Here is a 26,295-nt window from a genome sequence, read left to right as displayed (position 1 = left end):
CCCTTGGCGTGGGGCGTCGGGGTTCTGGGGTCCGGGTCGGTCGGGGTGCCCCCGAGCGTTCTGTCGGCCCCGGCCTCCGTACCCTGCGTGCTCGGTTCTCCGGGGCTGCGTCCTCGGGCGTCGGAGTCGGCCCTCATATCCGGCCCGGCCGCGCCGGTGTTCGCCGCACCGACCCTCCGGTGGCGGCCGCCGGGCACGGCGACCTCGCCCCGCGCGTGGTCCGGGACGTCCGGGTCGCGATCCCCTCCCGCACCGGTCTCGGCCAAGTCGCCGCCCGCCTTCGCGACCTGCGCGCGCGACGTGCGGACAGTGCGCCGCGCGTTCGCCGGTACGGGGGGCTTCGCGTCCGCGTTCGGGGCGGCCGTGTTCTGCGCGTCCGGCGGTGGGATCGGGGACAGGTGGCCATCGAGTATCTGGGGTTCATCCCGGTCCTGCTGCTCGTCGCCCTCGCGGGCATTCAGCTCGGGCTCGTCGCGTACACCGCGCAGCAGGCGGGGACGGCGGCGCGCGCGGGGGCGCGGGCCGCCTCGCTGCGGCAGGACGTCGGCCAGGCATGCGCGGGCGCGGTCAGCGACTGGCTCGCCGACGGCACGCAGTGCGCCACCGCGGAGCTGGGCGACTCGGTCCAGGTCACCGCCACCGTCCACATCCCCTCGGTCGTCCTCGGCTGGAACTTCGGGGACGCCCGCAAGTCCGCCACCATGCCGCTCGACCACTGAACGAGGAGCAGCCCAGCCATGAGCCTGCGGGCACGCATCAACTCCCCCGAGGAGCACGGCAGCCGGGGCGAGGACGGCCACCTGGTCGCCACCTACCGGGCCAAGCTCCTGGAGGAGATCGACCTCGCGGAGATGAGTTCCCTCGCCGCGGCGGAGCGCCGGGCCCGACTTGAGCGGGTGCTCGGCCACATCATCAGCCGCGAGGGCCCGGTCCTGTCGACGGCCGAACGCTCCCAGCTGATCCGGCGGGTCGTGGACGAGGCGCTGGGCCTCGGCATCCTGGAACCCCTGCTGGAGGACCCGTCCATCACCGAGATCATGGTGAACGGCCCCGACGCGATCTTCGTGGAACGCGGCGGCCGGGTCGAGCAGTTGCCGCTGCGCTACGTCTCCGCGGACCAGCTGATGCAGACGATCGAGCGGATCGTCTCGACGGTCAACCGCCGTGTGGACGAGTCCAATCCGATGGTCGACGCCCGGCTCCCGTCCGGCGAGCGGGTCAACGTCATCATCCCGCCGCTGTCCCTGACCGGCCCCATCCTCACCATCCGCCGCTTCCCGCGCTCCTTCACCCTCCAGGAGCTGATCGGCTTCGGCTCCCTGGACGAGCACATGGTGTTCCTGCTCGCGGGCCTGGTGCAGGCGAAGTTCAACATCATCGTCTCCGGGGCCACCGGCACCGGCAAGACGACCCTGCTCAACGCCCTGTCCGGACTCATCCCGGCGCACGAGCGGATCATCACCATCGAGGACTCGGCCGAACTCCAGCTCCAGCAGACCCATGTCGTCCGCCTGGAGTCCCGCCCGCCGAACGTCGAGGGCAAGGGCCAGGTCACCATCCGCGACCTGGTGCGCAACTCGCTGCGCATGCGCCCCGACCGCATCGTGGTCGGCGAGGTCCGCGGCGGCGAGTCCCTGGACATGCTTCAGGCGATGTCCACGGGCCACGACGGCTCTCTGGCGACCGTGCACGCGAACAGCGCCGAGGACGCCCTCACCCGGCTGCAGACCCTCGCCTCCATGTCCGACGTCGAGGTGCCCTTCGTAGCCCTGCACGACCAGATCAACAGCGCCGTCGACGTCCTCGTCCAGCTCACCCGGTTCGCCGACGGCGCCCGCCGCATCACCGAGATCGCCCTGCTCGACAGCCACGGCGGCGAGCCGTACCGGCTGGCCACGGTGGCCCGCTTCGACGCCCGGCCCATGACCCCCGACGGCCGCGTCCACGGCACCTTCCAGTACTTCCCCCTCCCGCGCCGCACCGCCGACCGCCTCTACATGGCGAGCCAGCCCCTGCCGCCGGCCTTCGGCGTCGCCCAGAGCGCGGACCAGCTCGCCACCCGAGAGGCCAGGTAGGTAGGCATCCATGGAACTGTCCACGCTCGTCACGCTCACCACCGGCGTCACCCTGCTGACCTGCGTCCTGGCCGTCGTCGGCGTACACACCTACGCCTCCGGCCGGGCTCAGCGCGCCGCCCTCGTCGAACGCCTCAGCCACACCGGCCAGGTCCCGGTCACCGGCCGCAGGCGCCGCTTTGGCACCCTCGACCGCCGGCTGCGCCGCACCCGGCTCGGCCGGCAGCTGGAACTGCGTCTCCTGGCCACCGGCCTGGACGTCACACCCGGCGAGTTCTTCGCGACCATGCTCGCCGTGGTCGCCGCCCTGTGGCTGATCGGCCAGGCCGTCCTCGCCCCCTTCTTCGGTCCGCTCGTCGGGCTGGCCGGCGTGTGGGCGGCCCTGCTGTTCCTCAACTGGCAGCGGCAGAAGCGCATCGAACGCTTCATCAACCAACTCCCGGAACTCGCCCGCATCCTGGCCAACGCCACCCAGGCCGGCCTCGCCCTGCGCACCGCGATCGGCCTGGCCGCGGAGGAGCTCGAGGCACCCGCGGGCGAGGAACTGGCCAAGGTCTCCGACCAGTTGGCGATCGGCCACTCGATGGACGACGCCCTCGGGGAACTCGCCGACCGGCTGCCCTCGCGCGAACTGGTCGTCCTGGTCACCACCCTCGTGCTGTCCAACCGCGCGGGCGGCCAGGTGGTCAGCGCGCTGCGCAACCTCACCGAGACACTGGAGGAACGCAAGGAGACCCGGCGCGAGATCCGCACCCAGCTCTCCCAGGTGACCATGACGTCGTACGCCGTCCCCGCGCTCGGCGTGGGCGCGCTGTTCCTCATGAACGGCGTCAAGGACGGCGCCCTCGACCGGATGACCGGCTCGCCGATCGGCCAGGCCAGCGTGGTCGTCGCGTTCGCGATGTACGCGGTCGGATTCGTACTCATCCGCCGTATGAGCCGTATCGACGTCTGAGCACCGGTCCGCACGGAGAAGAAGGAGGGGATCCGCATGGGACTTCTGCTGGCGGCGGTGACAGGCCTCGGCGTCTGGGGCGTGTTCGCCGGGATCCGCATGTACCGCGCGGAGGCCAAGCTGCCGCGCGACCTGGCCGTGGCCCTGGAGGTCGGCGCCACCCGCACCGGCGCCGTCGGCTCGCTGGTCGACCGCATGGGCATGCGCTACGCCCCCGCGGTGCTGCGCCTGATGGGACCCAAACGGGTCGCCAGGTACCGCCGCAGGATCGACCTCGCGGGCAACCCGGGCGGTCTGACCATCGACCGGTACGCGGCACGACGGGCCGTCTACGGCGCGCTCGGCGGCGTCGGCTTCCTGGTGATGCTGATGCGCGGCCAGTATCTCCTCGCGCTGCTCCTGCTCGCCTTCGGCGCGTTCTGGACCGAGGTCGGCATCTGGTCGGCGATCCGCATCCGCAGGGACGTCATCGAGCGCACGCTTCCCGACTTCCTGGACGTCCTCGCGGTCGTGGTGAGCGCGGGGCTGGGCTTCCGGCAGGCCCTGGACCGGGTCGCCGCCAGGTACGAGGGCCCCTGGGCCGACGAACTGCGCATCACCCTGCGCCAGATGGACCTCGGTATGAGCCGCCGCCAGGCCTTCGCGGAACTGCGCCGCCGCAACGACTCCGAGCAGGTCGCCATGTTCGTCACCGCGTTGCAGCAGGGCGAGGAACTGGGCGCGCCGATCGTCGACACCCTCGTGGCCCTCGCCAAGGACATGCGCCGCACCGACGCACAGAACGCCCGCCGCAAGGCCGCCCGGGCGGTGCCCAAGGCCACGCTGATGATCACCACGTTCATGGTCCCGGCCACGATGCTCCTGCTGGGCGCCGGGCTCCTGCTGGGCTCCGGGGTGGACTTCGGCTCCATCACGGGCAAGTAGACGGGGAGCGGGAGGGGCGGGGGTGAGCGCGGTGACGGTGACGAGAGGCGGTGCGGCCGGACGCCGCCGCGCACGCCTGCCCGGGTGGACGAGACGTTCGCCGTCCCGCGGGGCGACGGACCAGGCCGACACCGGACAGACCCACCCGCACCCGCCGGGCCGGGAACTCGGCCGCGCAGCCGGCCCGGAACGGCTGGAGGACATGACCCGGCCCGACACCGCCCCCGAAAAACTGCAACTGCGCGCCCTTCAGGCGATGTGCCGGCAGGTCTTCGGCTTCCGCCTCGCGATGATCGCGCTGGCCGCCCCCGCCGCCCTGGTCAACGCGTCCCCCGGCCTCGGCGCCCGCCTGGTCGGCGGCGCCGTCGTCATCACGTTCATGGTGTCGTACGTCCTGTTCCGCGACTGGGCACGGTTCGGCCCGCTCCTCCTGCGCCACCCCACCCTGCTGGCGGCGGACACCCTCGTCGGCTCCCTCCTGCTCGTCTCGGCGGGCCCGGACACCACCCTCGCCTACGTCAGCGTCTGCACCCCCCTGCTCGCCGGACTCCTCTACAGCTGGCGCGGCGCGGCCTGCTTCGCCTCGCTCCAGTCCCTGATCCTGCTCCTGGTCCACGCGACCCTGGAGCAGGGCCGCGGGACCGATGTCGCCGAGTCACTGCTGCTGCCCGGCCTGTGCGTCATCGCCGGGGCCATGGGCTCCACCCTGCGCAACCTGATGCTCCGCTTCGGCGCCGCCACCCAGGCTCTGACGGCGGTGCAGGCCCGGCTCGCCGTCACGGAGGCGGTGAGCGCCGAACGCGCCCGGCTGGCCCGGGAGATGCACGACTCGGTGGCCAAGACCCTGCACGGGGTGGCCCTCGCGGCCGACGGTCTGGCCGCCTCGGCCGCCGCGGGCGCCCGCACGGACCCCGCCCTGATCGAACAGCAGGCGCAACTGGTGTCCCGTTCGGCCCGCCGGGCGGCGGCCGAGGCCCGGGAACTGCTCACCGACCTGCGCCGCGAGAACGACCCCGGGCACGGCACCGAACTGCTGCCTGAACTGACCGCGCTCACCACCGAGTTCCGCACCCGCACGGGACTGCGGACCGACTGCAACCGAACCGGGGAGCGGCCCCTGCCCCCCGTCCCGCCGGCGGTCGCCCGGCACCTCCTCGCCATCGTCTCCGAGGCCCTGGAGAACGCCTACCGGCACGGGGCGCCGAGCCGGGTGGAGGTACGGGCGGACGTCCAGGGCGGGCTGCTGCGGCTGAGCGTGCACGACGACGGCCGGGGCCTGCCGCCCGGCAGCACCCTCGAACAACTGCGCCGCACCGGCCACTTCGGCCTGGTCGGCATGGCCGAACGCGCCGCTACGGTCGGCGCCCGCCTGCACATCGGCCGGGGCGACCACGCCCAGGGCACCGAGATCCTGCTGGAACTGCCGCTCGCGGCGCTGACACCCCCCACCCCCGCACCGGCCCACGAGGCCCAAGACGCATGAGAGGAGGCACCCCGATGCCGGTGAACCCCTTCGAGCACCTTCCCCCGACCGTCCCCGCCGCACCGCTCCGGATCGTGGTCGCCGACGACAACCCGGTGGTCCGAGCGGGCCTGACCGCCCTCCTCGGCGGCCGGGACGACACCACGGTCGTGGCGGAGGCCGCGGACGGCCGCGCGGCGTGGGAAGCGGTCCTGGAGCACCGCCCGGACGTCGTCCTCCTGGACGTCCGCATGCCCGGCGTCGACGGACTGTCGGCGCTGCCTCACCTGGCGCGGCTGGCCCCGGTCATGATGCTCACCTACAGCCACGAGACGGAGATCGTCCAGGAGGCGGTGCGGCTGGGCGCGGGCGGCTATCTGGTGCACGGCGAGTTCACCGTGGACCAACTCGTCACCGCCGTACGGGACATCACCCGGGGGCGTCCGCACTTCACGCCGGCGGCGGCCGGGGCGCTGATGGCGCCCCTACGTCAACGAGCGCATGCAACTGCACACGCCGAGCCTGAACTCGCCCACAACTCCGGACGTACTTCTCCACAAAACATTTCGCAACTGCAACCTGCTGTGGGACCCTCGATGCGGTCGCGCTACCAACTCAGCACGAGGGAGGCGGAGATCATGGACCTCGTCGCGTCCGGACTGAACAACCAGCAGATCGCCGCCGTGTGCTTCATCAGCGAGAAGACGGTCAAGAACCACATCAACCGCATCTTCGCCAAACTCCACAGCACCAGCCGCGCCCAGGCGGCCGCCAAATGGCTGGGGGTGGCCTGACATGACTCACCGCGACGGACGTTGGGCCCGGCAATGGGCCCTGGGACCCTGTGCCGAACGCGGCACGGCATCGTACGTTCACCGGATCGAAGGCGAACCCGGAGGGGAGCACGATGAGCGACCTGATGCTGAGGACTGCCGTGGCGGCGAAGGTTCGCTTGAACGGCTGGAAGAACACGACGGTCGAAGCGGTTCGGCGCCGCGCCGGCGACAGCGGGCAGACCGCGGTCGAGTACCTGGGCATCATCGCGGTCGTGGTGGCCATCGTCCTGGCGATCACCGGAACGGACATCGGCAAGACGATCCTCGACAAGATCAAGGCCAAGATCACCCAGATCACCTGACGCGGCGGCGCGGGTCCAAAGACGCAGGGCAGGCCTTCCCCATCTACATCACGGTGGTGGCGGGCCTGCTCTTTCTCGCGTTGGCCTATCTCGCGATCGGCCAAGCCGCGGCCAACCGGAACGGCGCCCAGACGGCGGCGGACGCGGCGGCACTCGCCGCGGCTCAGAACGCCCGAGATCAACTCGCCGGCGCATGGCTGGAGGACGTGCTCGATCCCACCACGTGGCAGGTCGTCTTCGACGGCAACGTGGCGTTGCATCCCTCGTGCTGGCGCGCCGAGCAGTTCGCCGCTCAGAACGATGCCACGGTACGGAGTTGCGAGGCGCTCGATCCGCTCACCTATCGGGTCGACGTCCAGACCGACAAGCCCGTCGGGCACTCCGTAGTGCCCGGTACGGAGGACGTGAAGTCGACGGCGTCCGCCACGGCCGTGATAGAGCCGCTGTGCACCTTCGACCCGCTGGATGAAGACGCCGAGGACAGCGCACTGCCGCAGCTCACCTGCAAAGATCGGAACTGGGACCTCAATCCGGATGATCTCGCTGATCTCCCGGGTCCCGAGGACCTTTTCGACGTGCACCTGGCCGAGTGACAAGCGAACGACGAGTCGAGAAGGAAGCGGAGTCATGAGCATTCGGTTCACTGCGAGGGCTCGCAGAGGGATGGCCGCCTTGGCCGTTGCGGTGGGGCTGGCCGTCTGCTCGGTTGGCTGCGGCGGTGGTGGCGGTGACGACAAGAAGCCGGAGAAGCCGACGTCCGCACAGGACCGGGGATCCGGGCCGAGTGCTCAAGAAGGCCAGTCGGAAGAGCCGTTGGCCGAGCTCAGGGGCCCGGACGGTCTGAACTTGAAGATCACGTCGGCGCAGCGGGATTCCGGCGGATTCGTCACTGTGAACGCGGAACTCAAGAACGACGGCGGCAAGGACGCCGTGCTCTCGTCACAGCTCACGGGCAACGAGACCGAAATCATGAAGAACGGCCAGTCGTTCGGCGGAGCCACCCTGGTGGACTCCAAGAGCAGGAAGCGCTACTACGTCCTGCGTGACACGGACGGCCGCCCCCTCACCACCACCGGGGTCCAGACGGTCAGGGCGGGGGACACCGTCCCCGTCTTCCTGCAGTTCCCGGCGCCGCCGGCGAGCACGACCGAGGTGACCTTCCAACTGCCGACGTTCCCCAGCGGCACCGTCCAGATCTCCGGGTGAGGTGGACGTGATCACCGTAGTCCGGGTTTCGTTGGCCGTGAGTGGGGCCGCCGTGCTTCTTGGCGCCTCCCTCCACGCCGCCACCCCCGCCCGCGCCGACGAGTCCGACCCCAGTGTTCCGCCGGGTACCGAGGCATCGGCCTCCGCGCCGGTCGAGGTCGACCCCAACGACCCGGATCTGAAGCTGCCGGAGGGCGCGACGCTCGCCTCTCCCAAGGTGCTCGACATCAAGTCCGTGGTGGAGGACCAGAGCGGCGACGAACGCCGCGAGGACACCAACGCGGACGTGAAGTTCGCCCTCCAGGCCGAGGTGCTGTTCGGCAAGGACAGCGCCAGGCTGAGCGCGGAGGCCAGGGCCCGTATCGCCTCGATCGCCGAGGAGATCAAGAACCAGAGGGCGACGCAGGTACGGGTGTTCGGCTTCACGGACAACCTGGGCTCCTCGGCCCACGGCGACGTCCTGTCCAAGCAGCGGGCCAACGCCGTACAGGCGGTCCTGGACCAGGACCTCAACGACGCGAACGTCACCTTCGAGGTACGGGGCTACGGCGAGCAGTACCCGATCGCGGACAACTCCACCGAGTCGGGCCGGAAGAAGAACAGAAGGGTCGAGGTCTCCTTCCCGCGCTCGGCGAACTGACCCCGTCCGGGCGGCCCTTCACCGGCCGTCCCGCGCCCCCTCCACACTCACCCGCGCCCCCGCCTCGATGCCCCACCCGGCCATGGCCCCGGCCGCGGCCTCCAGCACATGCCGTGACCGCAGCCGGGGCAGGCCGAGCCGTCCCGGCCGCATGGTGCGTACGGCGATCACGGTGAGGCGGCGGTCGAGGTAGGCGACATCGATGGGCATCCGCATGCGAAAGGTGTGCACGCTCCCCGCGGGGGAGAGCAGCATCGCCCCGTCCACCGCATCGCGCCCCAAGAGCCCTTTGGTACGGGCCCGATAGGAGCCCGCGATCTCCAGCGGTACCGACACCCGTCCCCCGCGCAGCCCGTACACCACCAACTCCGCACGCCCGTCCCGCCAACGCCGCATCCCCACCCCACCTCCCCAAAAACCGTACCCCTCCGCCCCCCACCAGGCCCCCTCCGCACGACACGACGGTCGAGCGACACGGGGCGCCCGGGATTGTCAGTGGGTCCTGCCACACTCCTTTCCGATGACCGGATTCCATGACGGACACCAAGACGGACTCCAGGGCGGAGTGCGGCAGAGGAGGGCGCAGAGATGAGTGAAGAGGCCGCGCGGGGCGCCGAGCCCCGTGTCGTGGGGCTGCGCGAGGTGGTCGACGCCGACCTGGAGACCTTCCTCGCCTACGAGCACGATCCGGAGGCCGTGCGCCGGTCGAGGTTCCCACCGCGGGAGCGGGACGCCTTCCTGACGCACTGGAGGTCGAGGGTGCTGCCGGACCCCGGCTGCCTGGTGCGGACCGTCATCGTGGACGGCGAGGTGGCCGGCAACATCGTCTCCTGGTCGCAGGACGACCGGCGGTTCCTCGGCTACTGGCTGGGGCGGGCGTACTGGGGGAGCGGCCTGGGGTCCCGTGCCCTCGGTCTCTTCCTGCGTCAGGAGCGCACCCGGCCCCTGTACGCCGACCCGTTCTCCGGCAACACGGCATCGGTCCGGCTCCTGAGACGGCACGGCTTCGAGGACGCCGGCACCGTACGCCACGGTGACGACGTACACCTCCTGCTCGTCCTGCGGACCCCGGCCGTCCCCGTCACGGCCGCGGCGGAGGAGGTGCGCGAGGTCGCACCGTGAGAAAAAGCAGCGGCGCCCGCCTGTGGCACCCTGCGACGATCCGTGCATGGACCGGACACACCCGAGAGATCCCCGTTCCCCTGGTTCCCCCCGTTCCTTCGAAGACCTCGTCGCGGAGGGCGCCGCCGTGCCCACCGAGGGCTGGGACTTCTCCTGGTTCGAGGGGCGCGCCAGCGAGGAACGGCCGTCCTGGGGGTACGCACGCTCGGCGGCCGGCCGACTGGCCCGTGCCACGGCCGCGCTGGACCTCCAGACCGGGGGCGGCGAGGTCCTTGACTTCGCGCTGGCCACGGCGGCCCCGGCCCGGCCCGCACTGGTCGCGGCCACCGAGGGCTGGCCGCCGAACGTGGCCCGGGCCACCGCGCTGCTGCGCCCGCGCGGCGCCGTGGTCGTCCCGGCGGCGGACGACGCGCCGCTGCCCTTCGCCGACGGGGCCTTCGACCTGGTGCTCAGCCGGCACCCCGTGCGACCGTACTGGGACGAGATCGCCCGTGTGCTGACCCCGGGCGGAACCTACTTCGCGCAGCACGTGGGACCGGCCAGCGTCTTCGAACTGGTCGAGTTCTTCCTCGGGCCGCAACCGGAGCGAAGCCGCACCGCCCGCCACCCCGACCGTGAGCGCGCCGACGCCGAGCGGGCCGGGCTTCAGGTCGTCGACCTGCGGGCCGAGCGGCTGCGCATGGAGTTCCACGACATCGCGGCCGTCGTGCACTTCCTGCGCAAGGTCGTCTGGATGGTCCCGGGCTTCACCGTCGAGGAGTACGAGCCCCGGCTGCGGGCCCTGCACGAGCGGATCGAGGCCGAGGGGCCCTTCGTCGCGCACAGCACCCGGCACCTCTTCGACGCCCGTAGACCGTAGCGCTGACCGCCCGAGCCGGGCGCCTGCGAGCCGGACGGAAGAATTGGCCGGGAATCGCCGCTCGGGGGAGGCTCGGCGGCGGTGACGGGGCCGGGGCATCGTACGCGCCCGCGGGCCGGCGCGGGGGCACATGTGTCGGCGGGGTTTCCACATCGTTATCGCAAACGGCTCGCATCTGCGGGGTGCCCTCACGTAAGTTCAGACCAAGGCAATTCGCGTGAGCAAAGCCGCGCGGTCGGCACCGCGTGGCGGAGGGGGCTGCGCGGTGCCGGTATGCACCCGTGCGCCCGTCAAGCCACCGTTCGCTGCCGGAGTAGCCCATCGGAGGGACGGCGTGGCGACTGTCCGCAGCGGCGCCGGGACGCGCCGCGCCTGCCGATCATCCCGTGCGCGGGCCGGCCGCCTGGGATTCCGCTGTGAATCGGCCATGGAGCGGCCCTGAACAAGGGGTTCCGCCGCCCTCAGGGCGTCGCGGGGCGACTCCGGAGAGTAATTGTGGCACGCCGATGCACACGGGATCCCTTACGAAGGGTTATGGTGGAAACCCCCCCTCGGGCCGGTCCGTCTCCCCCCCCCACGGACCGGCCCGTTTTCTTTGTGCGCCTGCCACGCCCCACCCGCCTCGCTCCCCGGCCCGCGCCCCGCCCCCGAGGCGTCATCCGTCGCCGGGGACGGAACCGTTCGGCCGTAGTGCGCCGTCCCCCTCACCGGGGTGCGGACGACCCACCGCGGCGCGCACCCCGAAACCGTGCCGAGGCCCCGCAGGAGTAGGCTTCGGGCCCGCGGGGACGCACCCGCACCGTACGGAGGGGCTGACATCACGTGAACCTGCGCGACAAGCTGCGCGGCCTCCTGGTCAGGCTGTACGCGCGCCGGGTGGAAGGCCACCTGGACCACGCTCAGGTGCCCAAGCACATCGGCGTCATCATGGACGGCAACCGGCGCTGGGCGAAGGCCGCGGGATCCAGCACCGTCCACGGCCACCGGGCCGGTGCGGACAAGATCGGCGAATTCCTCGGCTGGTGCTCCGAGACGGACGTCGAGGTCGTCACCCTGTGGCTGCTGTCCACGGACAACTTCGACCGCGCGCAGGAAGAGCTGGTCCCGCTCCTCGGCATCATCGAGGACGTCGTGCGCACGCTCGCCGCCGACGGCCGCTGGCGCGTCCACCACGTCGGCACCCCGGACCTGCTGCCCTCCCCGATGCAGCTGGCGCTGAAGGAGGCCGAGGAGGCCACGGCCCACGTCAAGGGGATACTGGTCAACGTCGCCATCGGCTACGGCGGCCGGCAGGAGATCGCCGACGCCGTGCGCTCCATGCTCCTGGACGCCCACGACAGGGGCGTCACCATGGAGGACCTGGCCGACTCCGTCGACATCGACATGATCGGGCGCCACCTCTACACGAGCGCCCAGCCCGACCCCGATCTGGTGATCAGGACCAGCGGCGAGCAGCGATTGTCCGGTTTCATGCTGTGGCAGACGGCTCACTCCGAGTACTACTTCTGTGATGTCTTCTGGCCGGCCTTCCGCAAGGTCGACTTCCTGCGTGCGCTGCGTGACTACGCGGCGCGGCACCGGCGCTACGGCGGCTGAACGAGCGCGATAGCGGGCCCCGGGCGCCCCGCACGGCACACATTCCGTACGCCCCTGGTGGGGTGGCGGCAACGAGGTGTTCATCGGCGCGCCGTCCCATGCACTTGCATGGCAATGCATCTTCCAGGGCATAAGGCAAACAGGTCGACACCCGAACCACGGGTGTCGGATCTCAGCGGGCGGCACGGGGCCGCCCGCCCGGGAGGCCCTTTGCACCAGCCCGACCGTGCCGTCACTGCACGGAAGCAGCCGCGGAGGGCCGGTCCCCGGCCCGCGCGTGTGCGGTGCGGCCGGCGACCGGCCTGGTTTCTCCCGCCCTCCCGGCCCAGCTTCCGTCCCGTCGCTCCCCGACCTCATCCGAGGGGGTACGTCCTTCCGTGGTGACCAGCACAAAGCGCCACAAGCCCGACCGGCGCACCTATGTTCTCGACACCAGCGTCCTGCTGGCCGACCCGAACGCCCTGACCCGCTTCGACGAGCACGAGGTCGTGCTCCCGATCGTCGTGGTCACGGAGCTGGAGGCCAAGCGGCACCATCCCGAACTCGGCTACTTCGCCCGGCAGGCGCTGCGCCTGCTCGACGACTACCGGGTGCGGTACGGCCGTCTCGACGCCCCCATCCCGATCGGGGACCTCGGCGGGACCGTGCGTGTCGAGCTCAACCACTCGGATCCCAGCGTGCTGCCCACCGGCTACCGCCTGGGGGACAACGACTCGCGCATCCTCGCCGTCGCCCGCAATCTGCAGGCCGAGGGGTTCGACGTCACCGTCGTCTCGAAGGACCTGCCCCTGCGCATCAAGGCGTCGTCCGTCGGTCTGCTCGCCGAGGAGTACCGCGCGGAGCTGGCCATCACGGACTCCTCCGGCTGGACCGGCATGTCCGAGCTGACCCTGTCCGCCGAACAGGTGGACACCCTCTTCGAGGAGGGGCACGCCGAGGTGCCCGAGGCCGCCGGCCTGCCCGTGCACACCGGTCTGACGATCCAGTCGGAGCGGGGCAAGGCGCTCGGCCGGGTGACGGCGGAGGGCACCATCCGCCTGGTGCGCGGCGACCGGGAGGTGTTCGGCATCAAGGGCCGCAGCGCCGAGCAGCGGATCGCCCTCGATCTGCTCCTCGACCCGGACGTGGGCATCGTGTCCATGGGCGGCCGGGCCGGCACCGGCAAGTCGGCGCTGGCGCTGTGCGCGGGCCTGGAGGCGGTCCTGGAGCGCCGTCAGCACCAGAAGGTGATGGTCTTCCGTCCGCTGTACGCGGTCGGCGGGCAGGAACTGGGCTATCTGCCCGGCACCGAGGCCGAGAAGATGAGCCCGTGGGCGCAGGCGGTGTTCGACACGCTGTCGGCGGTCACCAGCCGTGAGGTCATCGAGGAGGTCACCGCGCGCGGGATGCTGGAGGTCCTGCCGCTGACCCACATCCGGGGGCGTTCGCTGCACGACGCGTTCGTGATCGTGGACGAGGCGCAGTCGCTGGAACGGAACGTACTGCTGACCGTGCTGTCCCGGATCGGGGCGAACTCGCGGGTGGTGCTGACCCATGACGTGGCGCAGCGGGACAATCTGCGGGTCGGCCGCTACGACGGTGTCGTCGCCGTGGTGGAGAAGCTGAAGGGGCATCCGCTCTTCGCGCATGTCACGCTGACCCGGTCCGAAAGGTCCCAGATCGCCGCGCTCGTGACCGAAATGCTGGAGGACGGACCTATCTGACCCGAGACATCCGACCCGGCACGTCTGACCTGATTGGTCGACTTGGGTCGGTTACCCGCTGGTTGGCGCCGTCCGGCAAAGCCATGAGCCTAGCCGGGCGGCGCCGTGGTGTGTGGGGGGTTCCTGAAAACACCGGGGCCAAACGAGATGTGAGCTTTCACACGCAACTCGGAATTGCCTACCGGCGCCGGGTTACGGCAGAGTCTCACTCCTGTCAGGCCCCGCATACGACACAGTCGTGCCCCCTGGGGGCACCTCCCACGCCCTTAAGGCTGTGGGGGAGGTACGGCAGCACCCAGGCACCACGGTCAACTCCATAGCGTCGTCGTATGCCGCCCGAGCACCATGCGGCGCTCCCGTGCAGGGAGTTGCCCACCGGGCCCGTGCCTCCCGTGACCCCGCAGTTGGGAGGCCAGCGTCAGGGGCACGATTGCGTCCGCCAGGGTCACCGAAGCGGGCGATGCTGGAAGGAAACCGTGTGAGCCGGATTTCGGTCCGGGGATTCGCAGTGGCCTCGGCCACCGCGGTCACCGCCGTCGGAAGCGTCGTCGGAGTTGCCTCGGGCAGCGTCGCGCAGAACAACGACGCCGAGGCGACGGCAACCGACGCGACGCTTCTCGCGGACATACCCGCGGGTCAGCAGGCCCAGGTGCAGACCGCGTCCCTGACACAGCAGGCGGACGCGCAGGCCATCGCCGCGGACGCGAGCGCCAAGAAGGACGCCGAGGAGGCGGCCCGCAAGGCGGCCGCCGAGACCGCGATCGCGAAGAAGGAGGCCGCCGAGAAGGCGGCGAAGGCGGCCAAGGAGCGCGAGGAGGCCGCGAAGGAAGCCAGCCGCAGCCAGAGCGTCGGCGCCGCCAGCTTCTCCGTCCAGAGCTCCTACTCGGTCGCGCAGATCCAGGCGATGGCGCGGCAGATGGTGGCGAGCGGCCAGTTCCAGTGCTTCAGCAACATCGTGGACCACGAGTCCGGCTGGAACTACCGGGCCGTCAACGCCTCCTCCGGCGCCTACGGCCTCTTCCAGGCGCTGCCGGGCTCCAAGATGTCCTCCGTGGGCGCCGACTGGCAGACCAACCCGGCCACCCAGATCAAGTGGGGCCTGAACTACATGAACGACCGCTACGGCAGTCCCTGTGACGCCTGGTCGTTCTGGCAGGCCAACCACTGGTACTAGGCGAACAGCGGTTCGCCGCCTCCCTCTCAACCCCGCACAGCCCCTTCCCGTCCTACGGGGAGGGGCTGTTGCCGTGTACGGTCGGACGGACGATTCCTGGGAGGAGTGGTGGGGCGCACCCGGGGACATGCGGGAGAAGGACGGATCATGTCGCGAGTGCCAGGATGGCTCGGCCGGATCGGAGCCGGACTGACGCAGATGGGGGAGCGGTTGGACGAGCGGCGGGTGGCGGCGGAGCGGCAGCACGCCGAGGAACCACCGCAGGCGCCCGCCGAGGAGCCGCTGTCCGACGACCACCAGGACGCGGCCGAGGTCCGGATCGTCCGCCCCGACCCCGCGCAGGCGGTGCCCTGGGGCGTGCGGGTCGCGGCCGAGGCGGGCTGGCGGCTGCTGGTGCTGGCCGGCACGGTGTGGGTGCTGATGCGCGTCATCAGCTCCGTACAACTCGTGGTGTTCGCGTTCGTCATCTCGCTGCTGGTCACTGCCCTGTTGCAGCCCACGGTCGGGCGGCTGAAACGGCACGGCGTGCCGCGCGGCCCGGCCACCGCACTCACCGCGATCCTCGGCTTCATCGTGATGGGGCTGATCGGCTGGTTCGTGACCTGGCAGGTCATGGAGAACATCGACACGCTCTCCGACCAGGTCCAGAGCGGCATCGACGATCTGCGCCGCTGGCTGCTGCAGAGCCCGTTCCATGTCACGGACAAGCAGATCAACCAGATCGCCAAGAGCCTTCGGGAGGCGATCGGCGCCAACACCGACCAGATAACGTCGGCCGGACTGGAGGGAGTTCAGGTCGTCGTCGAGGCGTTGACCGGCATTCTGCTGGTGTTCTTCTCGACGTTGTTCCTGCTCTACGACGGCGACCGGATCTGGCAGTGGGCGCTGAAGCTGGTGCCGGCCGCGGCCCGGCCGGGCGTGGCCGGCGCGGGCCCGCGCGCCTGGCGCACGCTGACGGCCTACGTCCGCGGCACGGTGCTGGTCGCGCTGATCGACGCGATCTTCATCGGGCTCGGCATCTACTTCCTGAACGTCCCCATGGCCGTTCCGCTGGCCGTGTTCATCTTCCTGTTCTCGTTCATCCCGCTCGTGGGCGCGGTCGCCTCGGGCGTGCTGGCCGTGGTGGTCGCCCTCGTCACCCAGGGCGTGTTCACCGCGGGCATGACGCTGGTGGTGATCCTGGCGGTCCAGCAGATCGAGGGGCACATCCTGCAGCCCTTCATCCTGGGCCGCGCGGTGCGGGTGCATCCCCTGGCCGTCGTCCTGTCCGTCACCGCGGGCGGCATGGTGGCCGGCATCGGCGGCGCCGTGGTCGCCGTACCCCTGGTGGCGGTGACCAACACGGTGGTCGGCTATCTGCGGGCCTACTCCGAGGAGCAGGCCCTGCGCAGCGCCGGCCGGGCGCGCCCGGCCCCGCCCGCGGTCCAGCAGGAGCCGGTTGCGGCGGACGCGGAAGGCCCCGCCCACCAAGGGTGAGCGGGGCCCGGAGCGCGCGGAACCACCGTGTGCCGCGTTGCGGGTTATTCGGCGAGCACCGCTTCGGCGTCCAGGGTGGTGCCCACCGCCTGGACCACCGCGGCGATCTTGAAGGCTTCCTGGATGACCTCGCGGCTCACACCGGCCTTGCGCAGCACCTGCTCGTGCGAGTCCAGGCACATGCCGCAGCCGTTGATGGCGGACACCGCGAAGGACCACAGCTCGAAGTCGACCTTGTCGACGCCGGGGTTGCCGATGACGTTCATCCGCAGGCCCGCGCGCAGGGTGCCGTACTCATGGTCGGAGAGCAGGTGGCGGGTGCGGTAGAAGACGTTGTTCATCGCCATCACGGCGGCGGCCGACTTGGCGGCCGTGTACGCCTCGGGCGAGAGGTTGGCCTTCGCCTCCGGCTCCAGCTCGCGCAGCACGATGGGGGAGCGGGCGGCGATCGCCGTCGCCAGCACCGTGCCCCACAACTGCTGGGCGGGCAGGTCGGAGTTGCCGATGACCGAGCCCAGGTTGAGCTTCAGGTCCTTCGCGTAGTCCGGTACGCGGGACTTGAGGGAGTCGAGGGACACGGATTCACTCTCCGGCGAGCAGCGCGACCGGGTCCAGCGTCTCGTCGCCCTTGCTCCAGTTGCACGGGCACAGCTCGTCCGTCTGGAGGGCGTCCAGGACCCGCAGGACCTCCTTCGGGTTGCGGCCGACCGAGCCCGCGGTCACCATCGAGAACTGGATCTCGTTGTTCTGGTCGACGATGAAGACCGCGCGCTTGGCGAAGCCCTCCGCGTCCTCGATGCCGAGGTCGCGCATCAGCTCGTGCTTGGAGTCGGCCATCATCGGGAACGGCAGGTCGCGCAGGTCGTCGTGGTCCTTGCGCCAGGCGTGGTGGACGAACTCCGAGTCGCCGGAGAAGCCGAGCACCTGCGCGTCGCGGTCGGCGAACTCCTCGTTCAGCTTGCCGAAGGCGGCGATCTCGGTCGGGCACACGAAGGTGAAGTCCTTGGGCCAGGCGAAGATCACCTTCCACTTGCCTTCGTAGGTCTTGTGGTTGATCTTCTCGAACTCCTTGCCCTTCTCCAGCGAGACGCAGGCAGTGAGGTCGAACTCGGGGAACTTGTCACCGACAGTGAGCACGCGCTCTCCTTGCAGCGAGGAAACGCCCCGGTCACGGGCGTTTCCCATGGGTTGGACGGTGCTGATGGTGACACAGACGGCATTGATTCGGGAAATAGCTACACTCAGTCGTGTTGATCGGAGGTAGCTATCAGTGACCGCAGGTAAGCGGAGGCAGCCCAGCCTGTCCCAGTTGCGCGCCTTCGCCGCCGTCGCCGAGCATCTGCACTTCAGGGACGCCGCCGCCGCGATAGGCATGAGCCAGCCCGCGCTGTCCGGGGCCGTCGCCACGCTCGAAGAGACCCTGGGCGTCACCCTCCTGGAGCGTACGACCCGCAAGGTGCTGCTCTCGCCCGCCGGTGAGCGGCTGGCCGCACGGGCGAAGGCGGTGCTCACCGAGGTCGCCGCGCTGCTGGAGGAGGCGGAGGCGGTGCGGGCGCCGTTCACCGGCGCGCTGCGGCTCGGCGTGATCCCGACCGTCGCCCCCTATCTGCTGCCGACCGTCCTCGGCCTGGTCCACGACCGGTACCCGGACCTCGACCTCCAGGTGCACGAGGAGCAGACCGCCAGCCTGGTCGAGGGGCTGACCGGCGGCCGGCTCGACCTGCTGCTGCTCGCCGTCCCGCTCGGCGTCCCCAGCGTCACCGAACTGCCCCTCTTCGACGAGGACTTCGTGCTCGTCACGCCCCCGGAGCACTGGCTCGGCGGCCGGGAGGGCATTCCCCGCGAGGCGCTCAGGGAGCTGAACCTGCTGCTCCTCGACGAGGGGCACTGCCTACGCGACCAGGCCCTGGACATCTGCCGGGAGGCCGGCCGCGCGGACGCCCCGGTGGCGACCACCGCCGCGGGTCTTTCCACCCTCGTCCAGCTCGTGGCCGGCGGGCTCGGCTGCACCCTGCTGCCGCGCACCGCCGTCACGGTCGAGACGAGCCGCAGTGCCCGGCTGCTCACCGGTTACTTCGCCGATCCCGCGCCGAGCCGCCGGGTCGCCCTCGCCATGCGCACCGGCGCGGCCCGCGGCGCCGAGTACCGGGAACTCGCGGCCGCCCTGCGGGAGGCGCTGCGCCCCCTGCCCGTGCGGCTGCTCGCCCACGGCTGAGGGCCCCTTCCCGCGGAAAGGGGCCCCGGTCCTGCGCGGCGCCCCGCTACTCGGTACGCAGCCCGTCGGGGCGCATCAGCCGCAGCAGCGGCGGCAGGCTGAGCAGGGTCACGCCGATGACGACGGCGGCGCCGAAGCCGGTCAGCGACAGCACGCTCGCCCAGTCCACGCTCACCGCGGTGCTGGTCATCCGCAGCAGCACGGCGCCCAGGGTCAGGCCCACCACCGTGGCCAGCAGCAGACCGAGCGCGATCGGCACCGCCGTCTGCCACAGCACCGACAGGCCCAGCGTGCGCCGCCGGGTGCCGAAGGCGACCAGGGACGACAGCAGCTTCCGGCGCTCGCGCAACTGCTCAAGCTGCGAGACCAGCAGGCTGGCCCCGATCAGCGCGAGCACACAGGCGGCGCCGACGAACAGTCCGGTACGGATGGAGGTGAACCTCGCGGACTGCTCGGTGGCCGACCAGAGCATCGGGTCGATCCGCGGGTCGATCCGCGCGGCCGTGTTGCGGATGTACTCCTTGACGTCGGGCACGGACGCGTCGAAGGACAGATAGATCGTGCCGCCCATCACCCCGGCGGCCTTCGCGGGCAGCGCGCCAGGGGTCAGCAGGAAGCCGCTGGTGAAACCGCCGTTCGGAGAGTCGATCGCCCGGGCCTGCTTCAGGCCCGCCGGCACGGTCAGCGGGATGCCGCCGTCACCCGGCCGGTTGCCGTACGAGTCGTCGACGTAGAGCTTCGTGCCCGGCTTGGCCAGCTTCGGGGTGTCCGTGTCCCATTCCAGGCCGCGCACGGCGAAGGCGTCGCCGTCCCGGCACGAGGGCAGTGACGCGACCTCGCGCAGCGCGGCGCAGTCGCCGACGGTCAGCCCGGCGCTGCGCTCCGGGTCCTTGCGCCACGATGTGTCGCTGACCGAGGAGTGGGCCAGCGCCGTCGTCCCGCGCACGCCCCGGGTCGCCGCCAACTGGTCGGCCGCCGCGGCGAGGTCGATGTCCCTCGCCACGTTCAGCTGCATCTGCGCCCGGGTGAGGTCGTTGCTCGACTGCTTGGTGTAGTCGTCGTCCACTCCGGCGAACAGCATCTGCAGGGCGATGGCGCCGGCCACCGCCACGGCGATGCCGTTGACCATGCGGGCCGCGCTGCCGCTGCTCAACTGGAGCCTTCTGACGGCCAGTTGCCACGCCACCGAGCCGGCGCCGAGCCGGGCGACGACCGCTTCCACGATCCATGGCAGCAGCGCCGTGATGCCCACCAGCAGCAGTATGACCCCGCCGGTGACCAGGTACTGGTTGAAGTTCCCGTTGTCCCGGCCCTGGCCGATCATCGGATAGAGCAGCGCGAGGCCGCCCAGCGGCAGCAGCAGCCGCCACCACAGGCGCCGGCGCGCGGGCCGCGCCGTGCGGACCACGCCCAGCGGCTCGATCACCACACCGCGCAGGGCGAGCACGGTGACCAGGACAGCAGCGGCCGGGACCGCGAACACGACGAGCGCGGCCAGCAGCGGGGAAGGGTTCATATAGCTCGGGAACACGCTGATGCCGAGGATCTCGACCGAGCCCGCCACCTCCCGGCCGATCAGGAAGAAGACGGTGCCGAGGACGAGGCCGAACACCGCACCGGCCAGCGCCTCGCCCGCGGCGATCCGCCGGGTCATCCGGCTGTCGGAACCCACCAGGCGCAGCGCGGCCAGTCTGCGGTCGCGCCGCTCGCCGCCGAACCGTACGGCCGCGGTGATGAACACGGCCACCGGCATCAGCAGCACCACGAAGACGACGAGGACGAGCAGGACCAGTACCGGATCGGCGGGCTGGTCCGTCGGGTTGGGGTCGCCGAACTCGGTGATGCGGCCCACCTGGGAGCCGTCGATCCGGTCCGCGAGCCCGTCGGCGCCCGCGTAGTAGGCGAGTTCGTGCGAGCCGATGAGCCCGCTCTCCCCGATGGTGCCGACGATCCGGTACGGCAGCCGCTCGCGCAGCAGCCGCGCGTCGTCGGAGGCGAGCAGGTCCCGCAGCGCGGGCGAGATGACCATGTCGCCCTTGGCCGGGTACCGGTCCAGTCCGGGCGCCAGCGGGGCCCGCGGCCCCTCCGGTTCCACCAGCCGGCCACGCACCGTCTTGTCCCCGAACTCCGTGTCGACGTCGGCGATCAGCAGCGTGGCGTCGGAGCGGGGCCGTACCGTGGTGCCGTAGGTGTAGTCCACGCGGGCCTCTTCGCGGTCGTGGCGCACCGACAGCGCGTTGGGCACCGCGGTCGTCAGCAGCAGCAGGGCCACGCCGAGCCCCACGCCGGCGGCCGTCAGCAGCAGCCGTACCCAGCCCTCGCGTCCGCCGGTGACGGCGAAGCGGGCCCCGAGGGCCAGATCCCGCAGCCCGCCCCAGCGCCGCGGCACGGCCCCGCCGGGCGGCTGCTCCCGCCGGGCGCTCATACGACGCGCTCCATGTCCCGTGACTTCCCGTCCCGTACGACGACCTCGCGGTCCGAGTAGGCCGCCACCCGGGCCTCGTGGGTGACGAGGACGACGGCCGCGTTGGTGGACCTGGCCGCGTCCGTCAGCAGTTCCATCACCCGCTCGCCGTTGAGCGAGTCGAGCGCGCCGGTCGGCTCGTCGGCGAACAGCACACGCGGCTCGGTGACCAGGGCCCGGGCCACGGCGACCCGCTGCCCCTGGCCGCCGGAGACCTCGCCGGGCCGCTTGCCCCGCAGGTCGTCGACCTCCAGCCGCTCCATCCAGCCCAGCGCGGCACGCTCGGCCTCCTTGCGCGGCCTGCCGTTCAGCCGCAGCGGCAGGGCGACGTTCTCCACGCAGGTCAACTCCGGTACGAGTTGGCCGAACTGGAAGACGAACCCGAACTCGGAGCGGCGCAGCAGGCTGCGCTGGGCGTCGTTCATCGTCGCCAGTTCCCGGCCCGCGTAGGTGATGGAACCGGAGTCGGGTGGCACGATCCCGGCCAGGCAGTGCAGCAGTGTCGACTTGCCGGACCCGGAGGGGCCCATGACGGCGACGACCTCGCCGGGGTGGATGGAGAACGAGGCGCCGTCCAGCGCGACGGTCGGCCCGTACGCCTTGCGCAGGTCCTCGGCGGCGAGCAGGGAACCGGGGGGCGGGGTCATCGGGCCACCGCCTCTCGGAGCTTGCCGAGCCGCGCGGTGGTCAGTTCGAGCCAGCGCAGGTCGGCCTCCAGATGGAACAGCGCGTGGTCGCAGATCAGCTGGTCGGCGAGGTCGCCCTTGCGCTTGCGGTCGGTCAGGATCCGCATGGTGCGCAGGTGCTCGGCGCGCTGGCTGTCGAGGACGACGGCGGCGTCGCGGTGCGTGAGCAGCGCGAGGACGACCTTGGTGTAGAGGGTGGACTGAAGGTATTCCTCCGGCTTCTCGGGTGTCGCAAGCCACCGCTCCACGTCGGTGATCCCGGCGTCCGTGATGGCGTACCGCTTGCGTTCGGGGCCGCCGCCCGCCTCGATTCCGTCGACCTCGACGTGCCCGTGCTTCAGCAGCCGGGACATCGTCGAGTAGACCTGGCCGTAGTGCAGCGGCCGATCGTGACCGAACTTCTCGTCGAAGGCCCGCTTCAGGTCGTAGCCGTGTCGGGGGCCGGACTCCAGGAGTCCCAGAAGGGTGTGACCGATGGACATGCCGGGGACTCTACACACCGTGTATACGCCGCGTGTATACGCGGAGTGCAGTGATCGCGACCGGGCGTACGAGTGCGCAGGTCGGAGCCGATTGTCACGGTTCCGATACATCCGATGCGGGAGGCCGGCCGCGCCGCGGCAGCGGCCCGGTCTCCTTCGGCAGCCGGCCCGCGTCCGCCAGCGCCCGGCGCAGCAGGAACTCGATCTGGGCGTTGGCCGAGCGCAGTTCGTCCCCGGCCCACCGGGCCAGCGCCTCGTAGACATGCGGGTCGAGCCGCAGCAGCACCTGCTTGCGCTGCTGCGGCCGACGCCTCGGTGTCTCGGCGGAGTCCGTCACTGGTAGAGGGTCCCGGTGTTCAGGATGGGCTGCGGTGCCCTGTCCCCGCACAGCACCACCATCAGGTTGGACACCATCGCCGCCTTCCGCTCCTCGTCCAGCTCCATGATGTCGCGCTCCGCGATCCGGGCGAGCGCCGCCTCCACCATGCCCACCGCCCCGTCGACGATCTGCCGCCGGGCCGCGACGACCGCGCCGGCCTGCTGCCGCTGGAGCATCGCCGAGGCGATCTCGGGGGCGTAGGCGAGATGCGTGAAGCGCGACTCGATGATCTGCACCCCGGCCGCCTCCACGCGCGCGTGCAGCTCCACCGCCAGCTTCTCGGTGATCTCCTCGGCGTTGCCGCGCAGCGAGAGGCCGTCCTCGTCGTGCGCGTCATAGGGGTACTCGATGGCGATGTGCCGCACGGCCGTCTCGGTCTGCGTGGCGACGAACTCGGCGTAGTCATCGACCTCGAACACGGCCTGGGCGGTGTCCCGGACCTTCCAGACCACGACCGCGGCCAGTTCGATCGGGTTGCCGTAGGCGTCGTTCACCTTGAGTACCGCGGTCTCGTGGTTGCGGACACGGGTCGAGATCTTCGTTCGCGAGGTGAGGGGGTTCACCCAGCGCAGTCCGTCCTGCCGGATCGTCCCCCGGTAGCGGCCGAAGAGCTGGACGACGCGGGCCTCGCCCGGCGCGACCATGTTCAGCCCGCACATGGCGAGGAAGGCGCCGAGGGCCACCAGGATGCCGACGACTATCAGGGCCGCCTTCGCCCCGCCCCCGTCGACCGCGGTCGCGCTCACGGTCATCCCGACGCCGAGCAGGAGGCCGACCAGGCCGAGCAGCAGGGCGAGCCCGCCGCCGATGCTGTGCGCTGTGATCTCCCGCACCCGTGGTGCGGGCATCTCCGGGATGTCGGCGGTGGCGGGCGTCTCACGTGCGGACATGGGTGGTCCCCCCGTTCTCGTGATGTCTGCTTGCGTACTAGCAAAGTGATAACACTTTACCCCTGCAGGCAACCCTCCACGCCTCTGGGTCGTCGGACCCGGTGGGGCTGGTGCTGATTGTCACGTCCGCAAAAGAGCGGATCGAAGGCTCTTTGTCATAGAGACGGGTGTTAGCTTTCTGAGCTGACCGAGACCGAAGCGGAGCGAGCTGATCCATGGGACGAGCGGAAGAGAGACGAGCGCGACAACGCGGTGGCCACCGCGCAGCGCCCAGGCGCCGCTCGTCGCGAGCGGCCGGCCGGTCTGGCAAGAGCGGCATACGCAGGCTGTTCACCTGGAAGAAGATCCTCGGCACGTTCCTCGGGCTGTGCCTGCTCGGCATCGGCGCCTTCGTCGTGCTGTATCTGATGGTGGACGTTCCCGCGGGCAACGCGGCGGCCCAGCGCCAGAGCAACGTCTACAAGTACAGCGACGGGACGATCCTGGCCCGCAAGGGCGAGGTCAACCGGGAGATCGTCGACCTGTCGAAGGTGCCGAAGAAGGTCCAGCTGACCTTTGTCGCGGCCGAGAACAAGACCTTCTACAAGGACTCCGGCGTCGACTTCAGGGGCACCGCCCGCGGTCTGCTCAACACCCTCTCCGGCAAGGGCAAGCAGGGCGGCTCGACCATCACCCAGCAGTACGTCAAGAACTACTACCTCAACCAGGACCAGACCGTCACGCGCAAGCTGAAGGAACTGGTCATCTCCTTGAAGGTGGACCGCCAGAAGTCCAAGGACGACATCCTCGCGGGCTACATCAACACCAGCTACTACGGCCGTAACGCCTACGGCATCCAGGCCGCGGCCCAGGCCTACTACCGGGTCGACGCCCAGGACCTCAGCGTCGAGCAGGGCGCGTATCTGGCCGCGCTGCTCCAGGCGCCGAGCCAGTACGACTGGGCGGTCGCCTCGGAGACCGGTAAGAAGCTGGTGAAGGCGCGCTGGAACTACGTCCTGGACAACATGGTCGAGGAGGGCTGGCTCGGCAAGGGCGAGCGCGACGCCATGACGTTCCCGGTGCCCGAGGACCCCAAGGGCGCCCCCGGCCTCGACGGGCAGAAGGGCTATCTCGTCGACCTCGCCAACAAGCAGCTGGAGCAGCAGCTGATGGACCAGGAGGGACTGACCCAGTCCCAGGCGGAGAGCGCGGTCGTCGACCAGGGCTGGACCATCACCCTGAACATCGACAAGAAGCGGCAGGCCGCGCTGGAGAAGGCGGTCAAGACCGAGCTGACCGGGAAGCTCGACGCGAAGAAACGCAAGGTCGACGGGGACGTCCAGGCCGGAGCCGTATCGGTCGACCCGAAGACCGGCGCGATCGTCGCGCTGTACGGCGGCAAGGACTACTACAAGCACTACTTCAGCAACGCCACGCGCCGCGACTACCAGCCCGCGTCCACGTTCAAGCCGGTGATCCTCGCCGCCGCGCTGGAGAACAAGGCCAAGACGCAGGACGGCAAGGAGATCGACGCCGACACGGTCTACGACGGCACCAGCCGCCACCAGGTCACGGACAACGGCACCAAGGTCGGCTTCGCCCCGCCCAACGAGGACAACCAGAACTACGGCGACATCACGGTCCAGAAGGCGATGAACAAGTCCGTGAACTCGGTCTTCGCGCAGATGGGCGTCGACGTGGGCATGGACAAGGTGATGGGCACCGCCAAGGACCTCGGCATGGACACCAAGGGCATGCAGGCGGTGCCCGCGCAGACGCTGGGCTCCATGGGCGCCAGCCCGCTGGAGATGGCCGGGATCTACGCCACCCTGAACAACCACGGCAAGAAGGTGACGCCGTCGATCGTCAAGTCGGCGGAGAAGCGGAACCGTACGGTCGAGATGCCCGACCCCGTCGGTGGACAGGTGATCAGCCGGACGACCGCGGACACGGTGACCTCGGTGCTGACCGGTGTGGTCGACGACGGTACGGCCAAGACGTCGGTGGCCGACAACCCGCTGCGCAAGGGGCAGCAGGTGGCGGGCAAGACGGGTACCTCCGACGAGAACAAGTCCGCCTGGTTCACCGGCTACACGCCCGACCTGGTCACCTCAGTCGGTCTGTTCGGTGAGGAGGCCAAGACCGGCAAGCACACCACGCTGATGGGCGCGACCGGGCTGATCCCGGGCAACGGCCGCATCAACGGCGGTGGTTACCCGGCGGAGATCTGGGCGGCTTACACGTTCGGCGTCACGGAGAAGGCGAAGTTCGACCTGGACACCACGCAGGGCGCGGCCGTCAAGCCGACGGACACCCCGACCTACACCCCGCCACCGTCCCAGACCCCGTCCCAGACCCCGACCACCACCCCCCCGACCTCAGAACCCCCCTCCCAAACCCCGTCCCAGACCCCCACATCCCAACCCCCCACATCCCAACCCCCCACGACCAGTGCCCCTCCCATCCCATCACAAACGGCAACAGACCCAACCTCCCAAGACCCCCAAAACCCAGCCATCGAGCAGTAACAGAACCGCGCCCCGTCAGGGGCGCGGGGCTGTACTTGATTTGCGGCTCCGCCGCGTGGGCGCGAGCAACCACAACGGACCCGCAGTTGCCGACGGCCCCAAGCCAGCGCGGCGCGACCGCGGGCCCGCAGTTGCCGATGCTGCTCAGCCAGCGCAGCGCACTCGGCGTAAGCCAAGCGCGCTTCGCTTAGAGGGCTTCTCGAAACCGAATGTGGTGGCTGGGTTTGCGCTGGTCAGGCGTGATGCCGGGGCGGGTGAGGTAGATCCGGTGCGTCCGTGGAGGTGGCGTGCTGGAGGTGTGTGATGGCGTCGGTGCTGGGGCGGCTGGAGGAGCGAGAGCGG

26 protein-coding genes are annotated in these 26,295 nt (G+C 70.6%); 18 read left to right on the top strand and 8 right to left on the bottom strand.

The window, feature by feature from the left end:
* The first annotated feature begins 398 nt into the window (after positions 1-398).
* The 10 genes from ACIRFL_RS02290 (at position 399) to ACIRFL_RS02245 (ending at position 8,400) form a co-directional block, all read left to right on the top strand.
* Positions 399-719 carry a TadE/TadG family type IV pilus assembly protein gene (locus tag ACIRFL_RS02290; RefSeq protein ID WP_404023206.1) on the top strand — a complete coding sequence of 107 codons (321 nt, stop codon included), beginning with the start codon at positions 399-401 and terminating at the stop codon, positions 717-719.
* A gap of 18 nt (positions 720-737) precedes the next feature.
* A complete protein-coding gene (locus ACIRFL_RS02285; protein WP_404023204.1) occupies positions 738-2,075 on the top strand; it encodes a CpaF family protein in 1,338 nt (445 codons plus the stop codon).
* A gap of 10 nt (positions 2,076-2,085) precedes the next feature.
* Positions 2,086-3,030, top strand: a complete 945-nt coding sequence (locus ACIRFL_RS02280; RefSeq protein ID WP_404023203.1) for a type II secretion system F family protein — start codon at positions 2,086-2,088, stop codon at positions 3,028-3,030.
* A gap of 36 nt (positions 3,031-3,066) precedes the next feature.
* Complete coding sequence (locus tag ACIRFL_RS02275) at positions 3,067-3,954, top strand: DUF5936 domain-containing protein (RefSeq protein ID WP_404023201.1); 888 nt, start codon at positions 3,067-3,069, stop codon at positions 3,952-3,954.
* 31 nt (positions 3,955-3,985) lie between these two features.
* Positions 3,986-5,437 (top strand): sensor histidine kinase, encoded by a 1,452-nt coding sequence (locus tag ACIRFL_RS02270; RefSeq protein WP_404023199.1) that lies wholly within the window; start codon positions 3,986-3,988, stop codon positions 5,435-5,437.
* 14 nt (positions 5,438-5,451) lie between these two features.
* Positions 5,452-6,210: a response regulator gene (locus ACIRFL_RS02265; RefSeq protein WP_404023197.1), complete on the top strand. Its 759-nt coding sequence runs from the start codon at positions 5,452-5,454 to the stop codon at positions 6,208-6,210.
* 113 nt (positions 6,211-6,323) lie between these two features.
* Entirely contained in the window at positions 6,324-6,554 is a 231-nt protein-coding gene (locus ACIRFL_RS02260) for a hypothetical protein (RefSeq protein ID WP_404023557.1), read from the top strand.
* Positions 6,551-7,147, top strand: a complete 597-nt coding sequence (locus tag ACIRFL_RS02255; RefSeq protein WP_404023556.1) for a pilus assembly protein TadG-related protein — start codon at positions 6,551-6,553, stop codon at positions 7,145-7,147. The genes ACIRFL_RS02260 and ACIRFL_RS02255 overlap by 4 nt, the downstream gene beginning before the upstream one ends.
* Before the next feature lie 34 nt (positions 7,148-7,181).
* Positions 7,182-7,760 (top strand): hypothetical protein, encoded by a 579-nt coding sequence (locus ACIRFL_RS02250; RefSeq protein ID WP_404023195.1) that lies wholly within the window; start codon positions 7,182-7,184, stop codon positions 7,758-7,760.
* A 52-nt stretch (positions 7,761-7,812) separates the two neighbouring features.
* A complete protein-coding gene (locus ACIRFL_RS02245) occupies positions 7,813-8,400 on the top strand; it encodes an OmpA family protein (RefSeq protein ID WP_404023193.1) in 588 nt (195 codons plus the stop codon).
* Positions 8,401-8,418: 18 nt separating this feature from the next.
* On the opposite strand, the gene ACIRFL_RS02240 is transcribed toward ACIRFL_RS02245, so the two are convergent.
* Entirely contained in the window at positions 8,419-8,796 is a 378-nt protein-coding gene (locus ACIRFL_RS02240) for a DUF192 domain-containing protein (RefSeq protein ID WP_404023192.1), read from the bottom strand.
* Between the two features lie 192 nt (positions 8,797-8,988).
* Between ACIRFL_RS02240 and ACIRFL_RS02235 the strand changes: the two genes are divergently transcribed.
* From ACIRFL_RS02235 to ACIRFL_RS02210, 6 genes are all read left to right on the top strand, one after another.
* Positions 8,989-9,522, top strand: a complete 534-nt coding sequence (locus ACIRFL_RS02235; protein WP_404023191.1) for a GNAT family N-acetyltransferase — start codon at positions 8,989-8,991, stop codon at positions 9,520-9,522.
* Between the two features lie 46 nt (positions 9,523-9,568).
* A complete protein-coding gene (locus tag ACIRFL_RS02230; protein WP_404023190.1) occupies positions 9,569-10,381 on the top strand; it encodes a class I SAM-dependent methyltransferase in 813 nt (270 codons plus the stop codon).
* A gap of 822 nt (positions 10,382-11,203) precedes the next feature.
* A complete protein-coding gene (locus ACIRFL_RS02225; RefSeq protein WP_404023189.1) occupies positions 11,204-11,977 on the top strand; it encodes an isoprenyl transferase in 774 nt (257 codons plus the stop codon).
* 377 nt (positions 11,978-12,354) lie between these two features.
* A complete protein-coding gene (locus ACIRFL_RS02220) occupies positions 12,355-13,680 on the top strand; it encodes a PhoH family protein (RefSeq protein ID WP_404023188.1) in 1,326 nt (441 codons plus the stop codon).
* A 460-nt stretch (positions 13,681-14,140) separates the two neighbouring features.
* The gene (locus ACIRFL_RS02215) at positions 14,141-14,854 is read left to right on the top strand and encodes a transglycosylase SLT domain-containing protein (RefSeq protein ID WP_404023187.1); all 714 of its coding nucleotides are present in this window, start codon (positions 14,141-14,143) and stop codon (positions 14,852-14,854) included.
* Positions 14,855-15,001: 147 nt separating this feature from the next.
* Entirely contained in the window at positions 15,002-16,330 is a 1,329-nt protein-coding gene (locus ACIRFL_RS02210; RefSeq protein WP_404023186.1) for an AI-2E family transporter, read from the top strand.
* A 44-nt stretch (positions 16,331-16,374) separates the two neighbouring features.
* On the opposite strand, the gene ACIRFL_RS02205 is transcribed toward ACIRFL_RS02210, so the two are convergent.
* Both ACIRFL_RS02205 and ACIRFL_RS02200 read right to left on the bottom strand, forming a co-directional pair.
* Positions 16,375-16,908 carry an alkyl hydroperoxide reductase gene (locus tag ACIRFL_RS02205; protein ID WP_404023185.1) on the bottom strand — a complete coding sequence of 178 codons (534 nt, stop codon included), beginning with the start codon at positions 16,906-16,908 and terminating at the stop codon, positions 16,375-16,377.
* Positions 16,909-16,912: 4 nt separating this feature from the next.
* Positions 16,913-17,467, bottom strand: coding sequence for a peroxiredoxin (locus ACIRFL_RS02200; protein WP_404023184.1), 555 nt, complete (start codon positions 17,465-17,467; stop codon positions 16,913-16,915).
* Positions 17,468-17,600: 133 nt separating this feature from the next.
* Here ACIRFL_RS02200 and ACIRFL_RS02195 point away from each other — a divergent pair, with 133 nt between their 5' ends.
* Complete coding sequence (locus tag ACIRFL_RS02195) at positions 17,601-18,545, top strand: LysR substrate-binding domain-containing protein (protein ID WP_404023183.1); 945 nt, start codon at positions 17,601-17,603, stop codon at positions 18,543-18,545.
* Between the two features lie 46 nt (positions 18,546-18,591).
* On the opposite strand, the gene ACIRFL_RS02190 is transcribed toward ACIRFL_RS02195, so the two are convergent.
* The 5 genes from ACIRFL_RS02190 to ACIRFL_RS02170 form a co-directional block, all read right to left on the bottom strand.
* The gene (locus ACIRFL_RS02190) at positions 18,592-20,970 is read right to left on the bottom strand and encodes an ABC transporter permease (RefSeq protein ID WP_404023182.1); all 2,379 of its coding nucleotides are present in this window, start codon (positions 20,968-20,970) and stop codon (positions 18,592-18,594) included.
* On the bottom strand, positions 20,967-21,656 hold the full coding sequence (locus ACIRFL_RS02185) for an ABC transporter ATP-binding protein (RefSeq protein ID WP_404023181.1): 690 nt from the start codon (positions 21,654-21,656) through the stop codon (positions 20,967-20,969). Before ACIRFL_RS02185 ends, ACIRFL_RS02190 begins: the two co-directional genes overlap by 4 nt.
* Positions 21,653-22,177 (bottom strand): PadR family transcriptional regulator, encoded by a 525-nt coding sequence (locus tag ACIRFL_RS02180; protein WP_404023180.1) that lies wholly within the window; start codon positions 22,175-22,177, stop codon positions 21,653-21,655. Before ACIRFL_RS02180 ends, ACIRFL_RS02185 begins: the two co-directional genes overlap by 4 nt.
* A 94-nt stretch (positions 22,178-22,271) precedes the next feature.
* A complete protein-coding gene (locus ACIRFL_RS02175; RefSeq protein WP_404023179.1) occupies positions 22,272-22,514 on the bottom strand; it encodes a hypothetical protein in 243 nt (80 codons plus the stop codon).
* Positions 22,511-23,446: an SPFH domain-containing protein gene (locus ACIRFL_RS02170; protein WP_404023178.1), complete on the bottom strand. Its 936-nt coding sequence runs from the start codon at positions 23,444-23,446 to the stop codon at positions 22,511-22,513. Before ACIRFL_RS02170 ends, ACIRFL_RS02175 begins: the two co-directional genes overlap by 4 nt.
* 215 nt (positions 23,447-23,661) lie before the next feature.
* Here ACIRFL_RS02170 and ACIRFL_RS02165 point away from each other — a divergent pair, with 215 nt between their 5' ends.
* On the top strand, positions 23,662-25,953 hold the full coding sequence (locus ACIRFL_RS02165) for a transglycosylase domain-containing protein (protein WP_404023176.1): 2,292 nt from the start codon (positions 23,662-23,664) through the stop codon (positions 25,951-25,953).
* The last annotated feature ends 342 nt before the right edge of the window (positions 25,954-26,295 follow it).

This window comes from Streptomyces sp. NPDC102462 (assembly GCF_044765425.1).
GTDB lineage: Bacteria > Actinomycetota > Actinomycetes > Streptomycetales > Streptomycetaceae > Streptomyces.
The sequence above is the reverse complement of the archived record's forward strand: the minus strand, read 5'-3'. Positions and strand labels throughout refer to the sequence as shown.

Coding starts and splice junctions, on each gene's coding strand:
- ACIRFL_RS02280 (WP_404023203.1), top strand. CDS start 2,086: ATGGAACTGTCCACGCTCGTCACGCTCACCACCGGCGTCACCCTGCTG.
- ACIRFL_RS02275 (WP_404023201.1), top strand. CDS start 3,067: ATGGGACTTCTGCTGGCGGCGGTGACAGGCCTCGGCGTCTGGGGCGTG.
- ACIRFL_RS02180 (WP_404023180.1), bottom strand. CDS start 22,177: ATGTCCATCGGTCACACCCTTCTGGGACTCCTGGAGTCCGGCCCCCGA.
- ACIRFL_RS02235 (WP_404023191.1), top strand. CDS start 8,989: ATGAGTGAAGAGGCCGCGCGGGGCGCCGAGCCCCGTGTCGTGGGGCTG.
- ACIRFL_RS02250 (WP_404023195.1), top strand. CDS start 7,182: ATGAGCATTCGGTTCACTGCGAGGGCTCGCAGAGGGATGGCCGCCTTG.
- ACIRFL_RS02190 (WP_404023182.1), bottom strand. CDS start 20,970: ATGAGCGCCCGGCGGGAGCAGCCGCCCGGCGGGGCCGTGCCGCGGCGC.
- ACIRFL_RS02230 (WP_404023190.1), top strand. CDS start 9,569: ATGGACCGGACACACCCGAGAGATCCCCGTTCCCCTGGTTCCCCCCGT.
- ACIRFL_RS02285 (WP_404023204.1), top strand. CDS start 738: ATGAGCCTGCGGGCACGCATCAACTCCCCCGAGGAGCACGGCAGCCGG.
- ACIRFL_RS02170 (WP_404023178.1), bottom strand. CDS start 23,446: ATGTCCGCACGTGAGACGCCCGCCACCGCCGACATCCCGGAGATGCCC.
- ACIRFL_RS02265 (WP_404023197.1), top strand. CDS start 5,452: ATGCCGGTGAACCCCTTCGAGCACCTTCCCCCGACCGTCCCCGCCGCA.
- ACIRFL_RS02210 (WP_404023186.1), top strand. CDS start 15,002: ATGTCGCGAGTGCCAGGATGGCTCGGCCGGATCGGAGCCGGACTGACG.
- ACIRFL_RS02185 (WP_404023181.1), bottom strand. CDS start 21,656: ATGACCCCGCCCCCCGGTTCCCTGCTCGCCGCCGAGGACCTGCGCAAG.
- ACIRFL_RS02215 (WP_404023187.1), top strand. CDS start 14,141: ATGCTGGAAGGAAACCGTGTGAGCCGGATTTCGGTCCGGGGATTCGCA.
- ACIRFL_RS02240 (WP_404023192.1), bottom strand. CDS start 8,796: ATGCGGCGTTGGCGGGACGGGCGTGCGGAGTTGGTGGTGTACGGGCTG.
- ACIRFL_RS02165 (WP_404023176.1), top strand. CDS start 23,662: ATGGGACGAGCGGAAGAGAGACGAGCGCGACAACGCGGTGGCCACCGC.
- ACIRFL_RS02260 (WP_404023557.1), top strand. CDS start 6,324: ATGAGCGACCTGATGCTGAGGACTGCCGTGGCGGCGAAGGTTCGCTTG.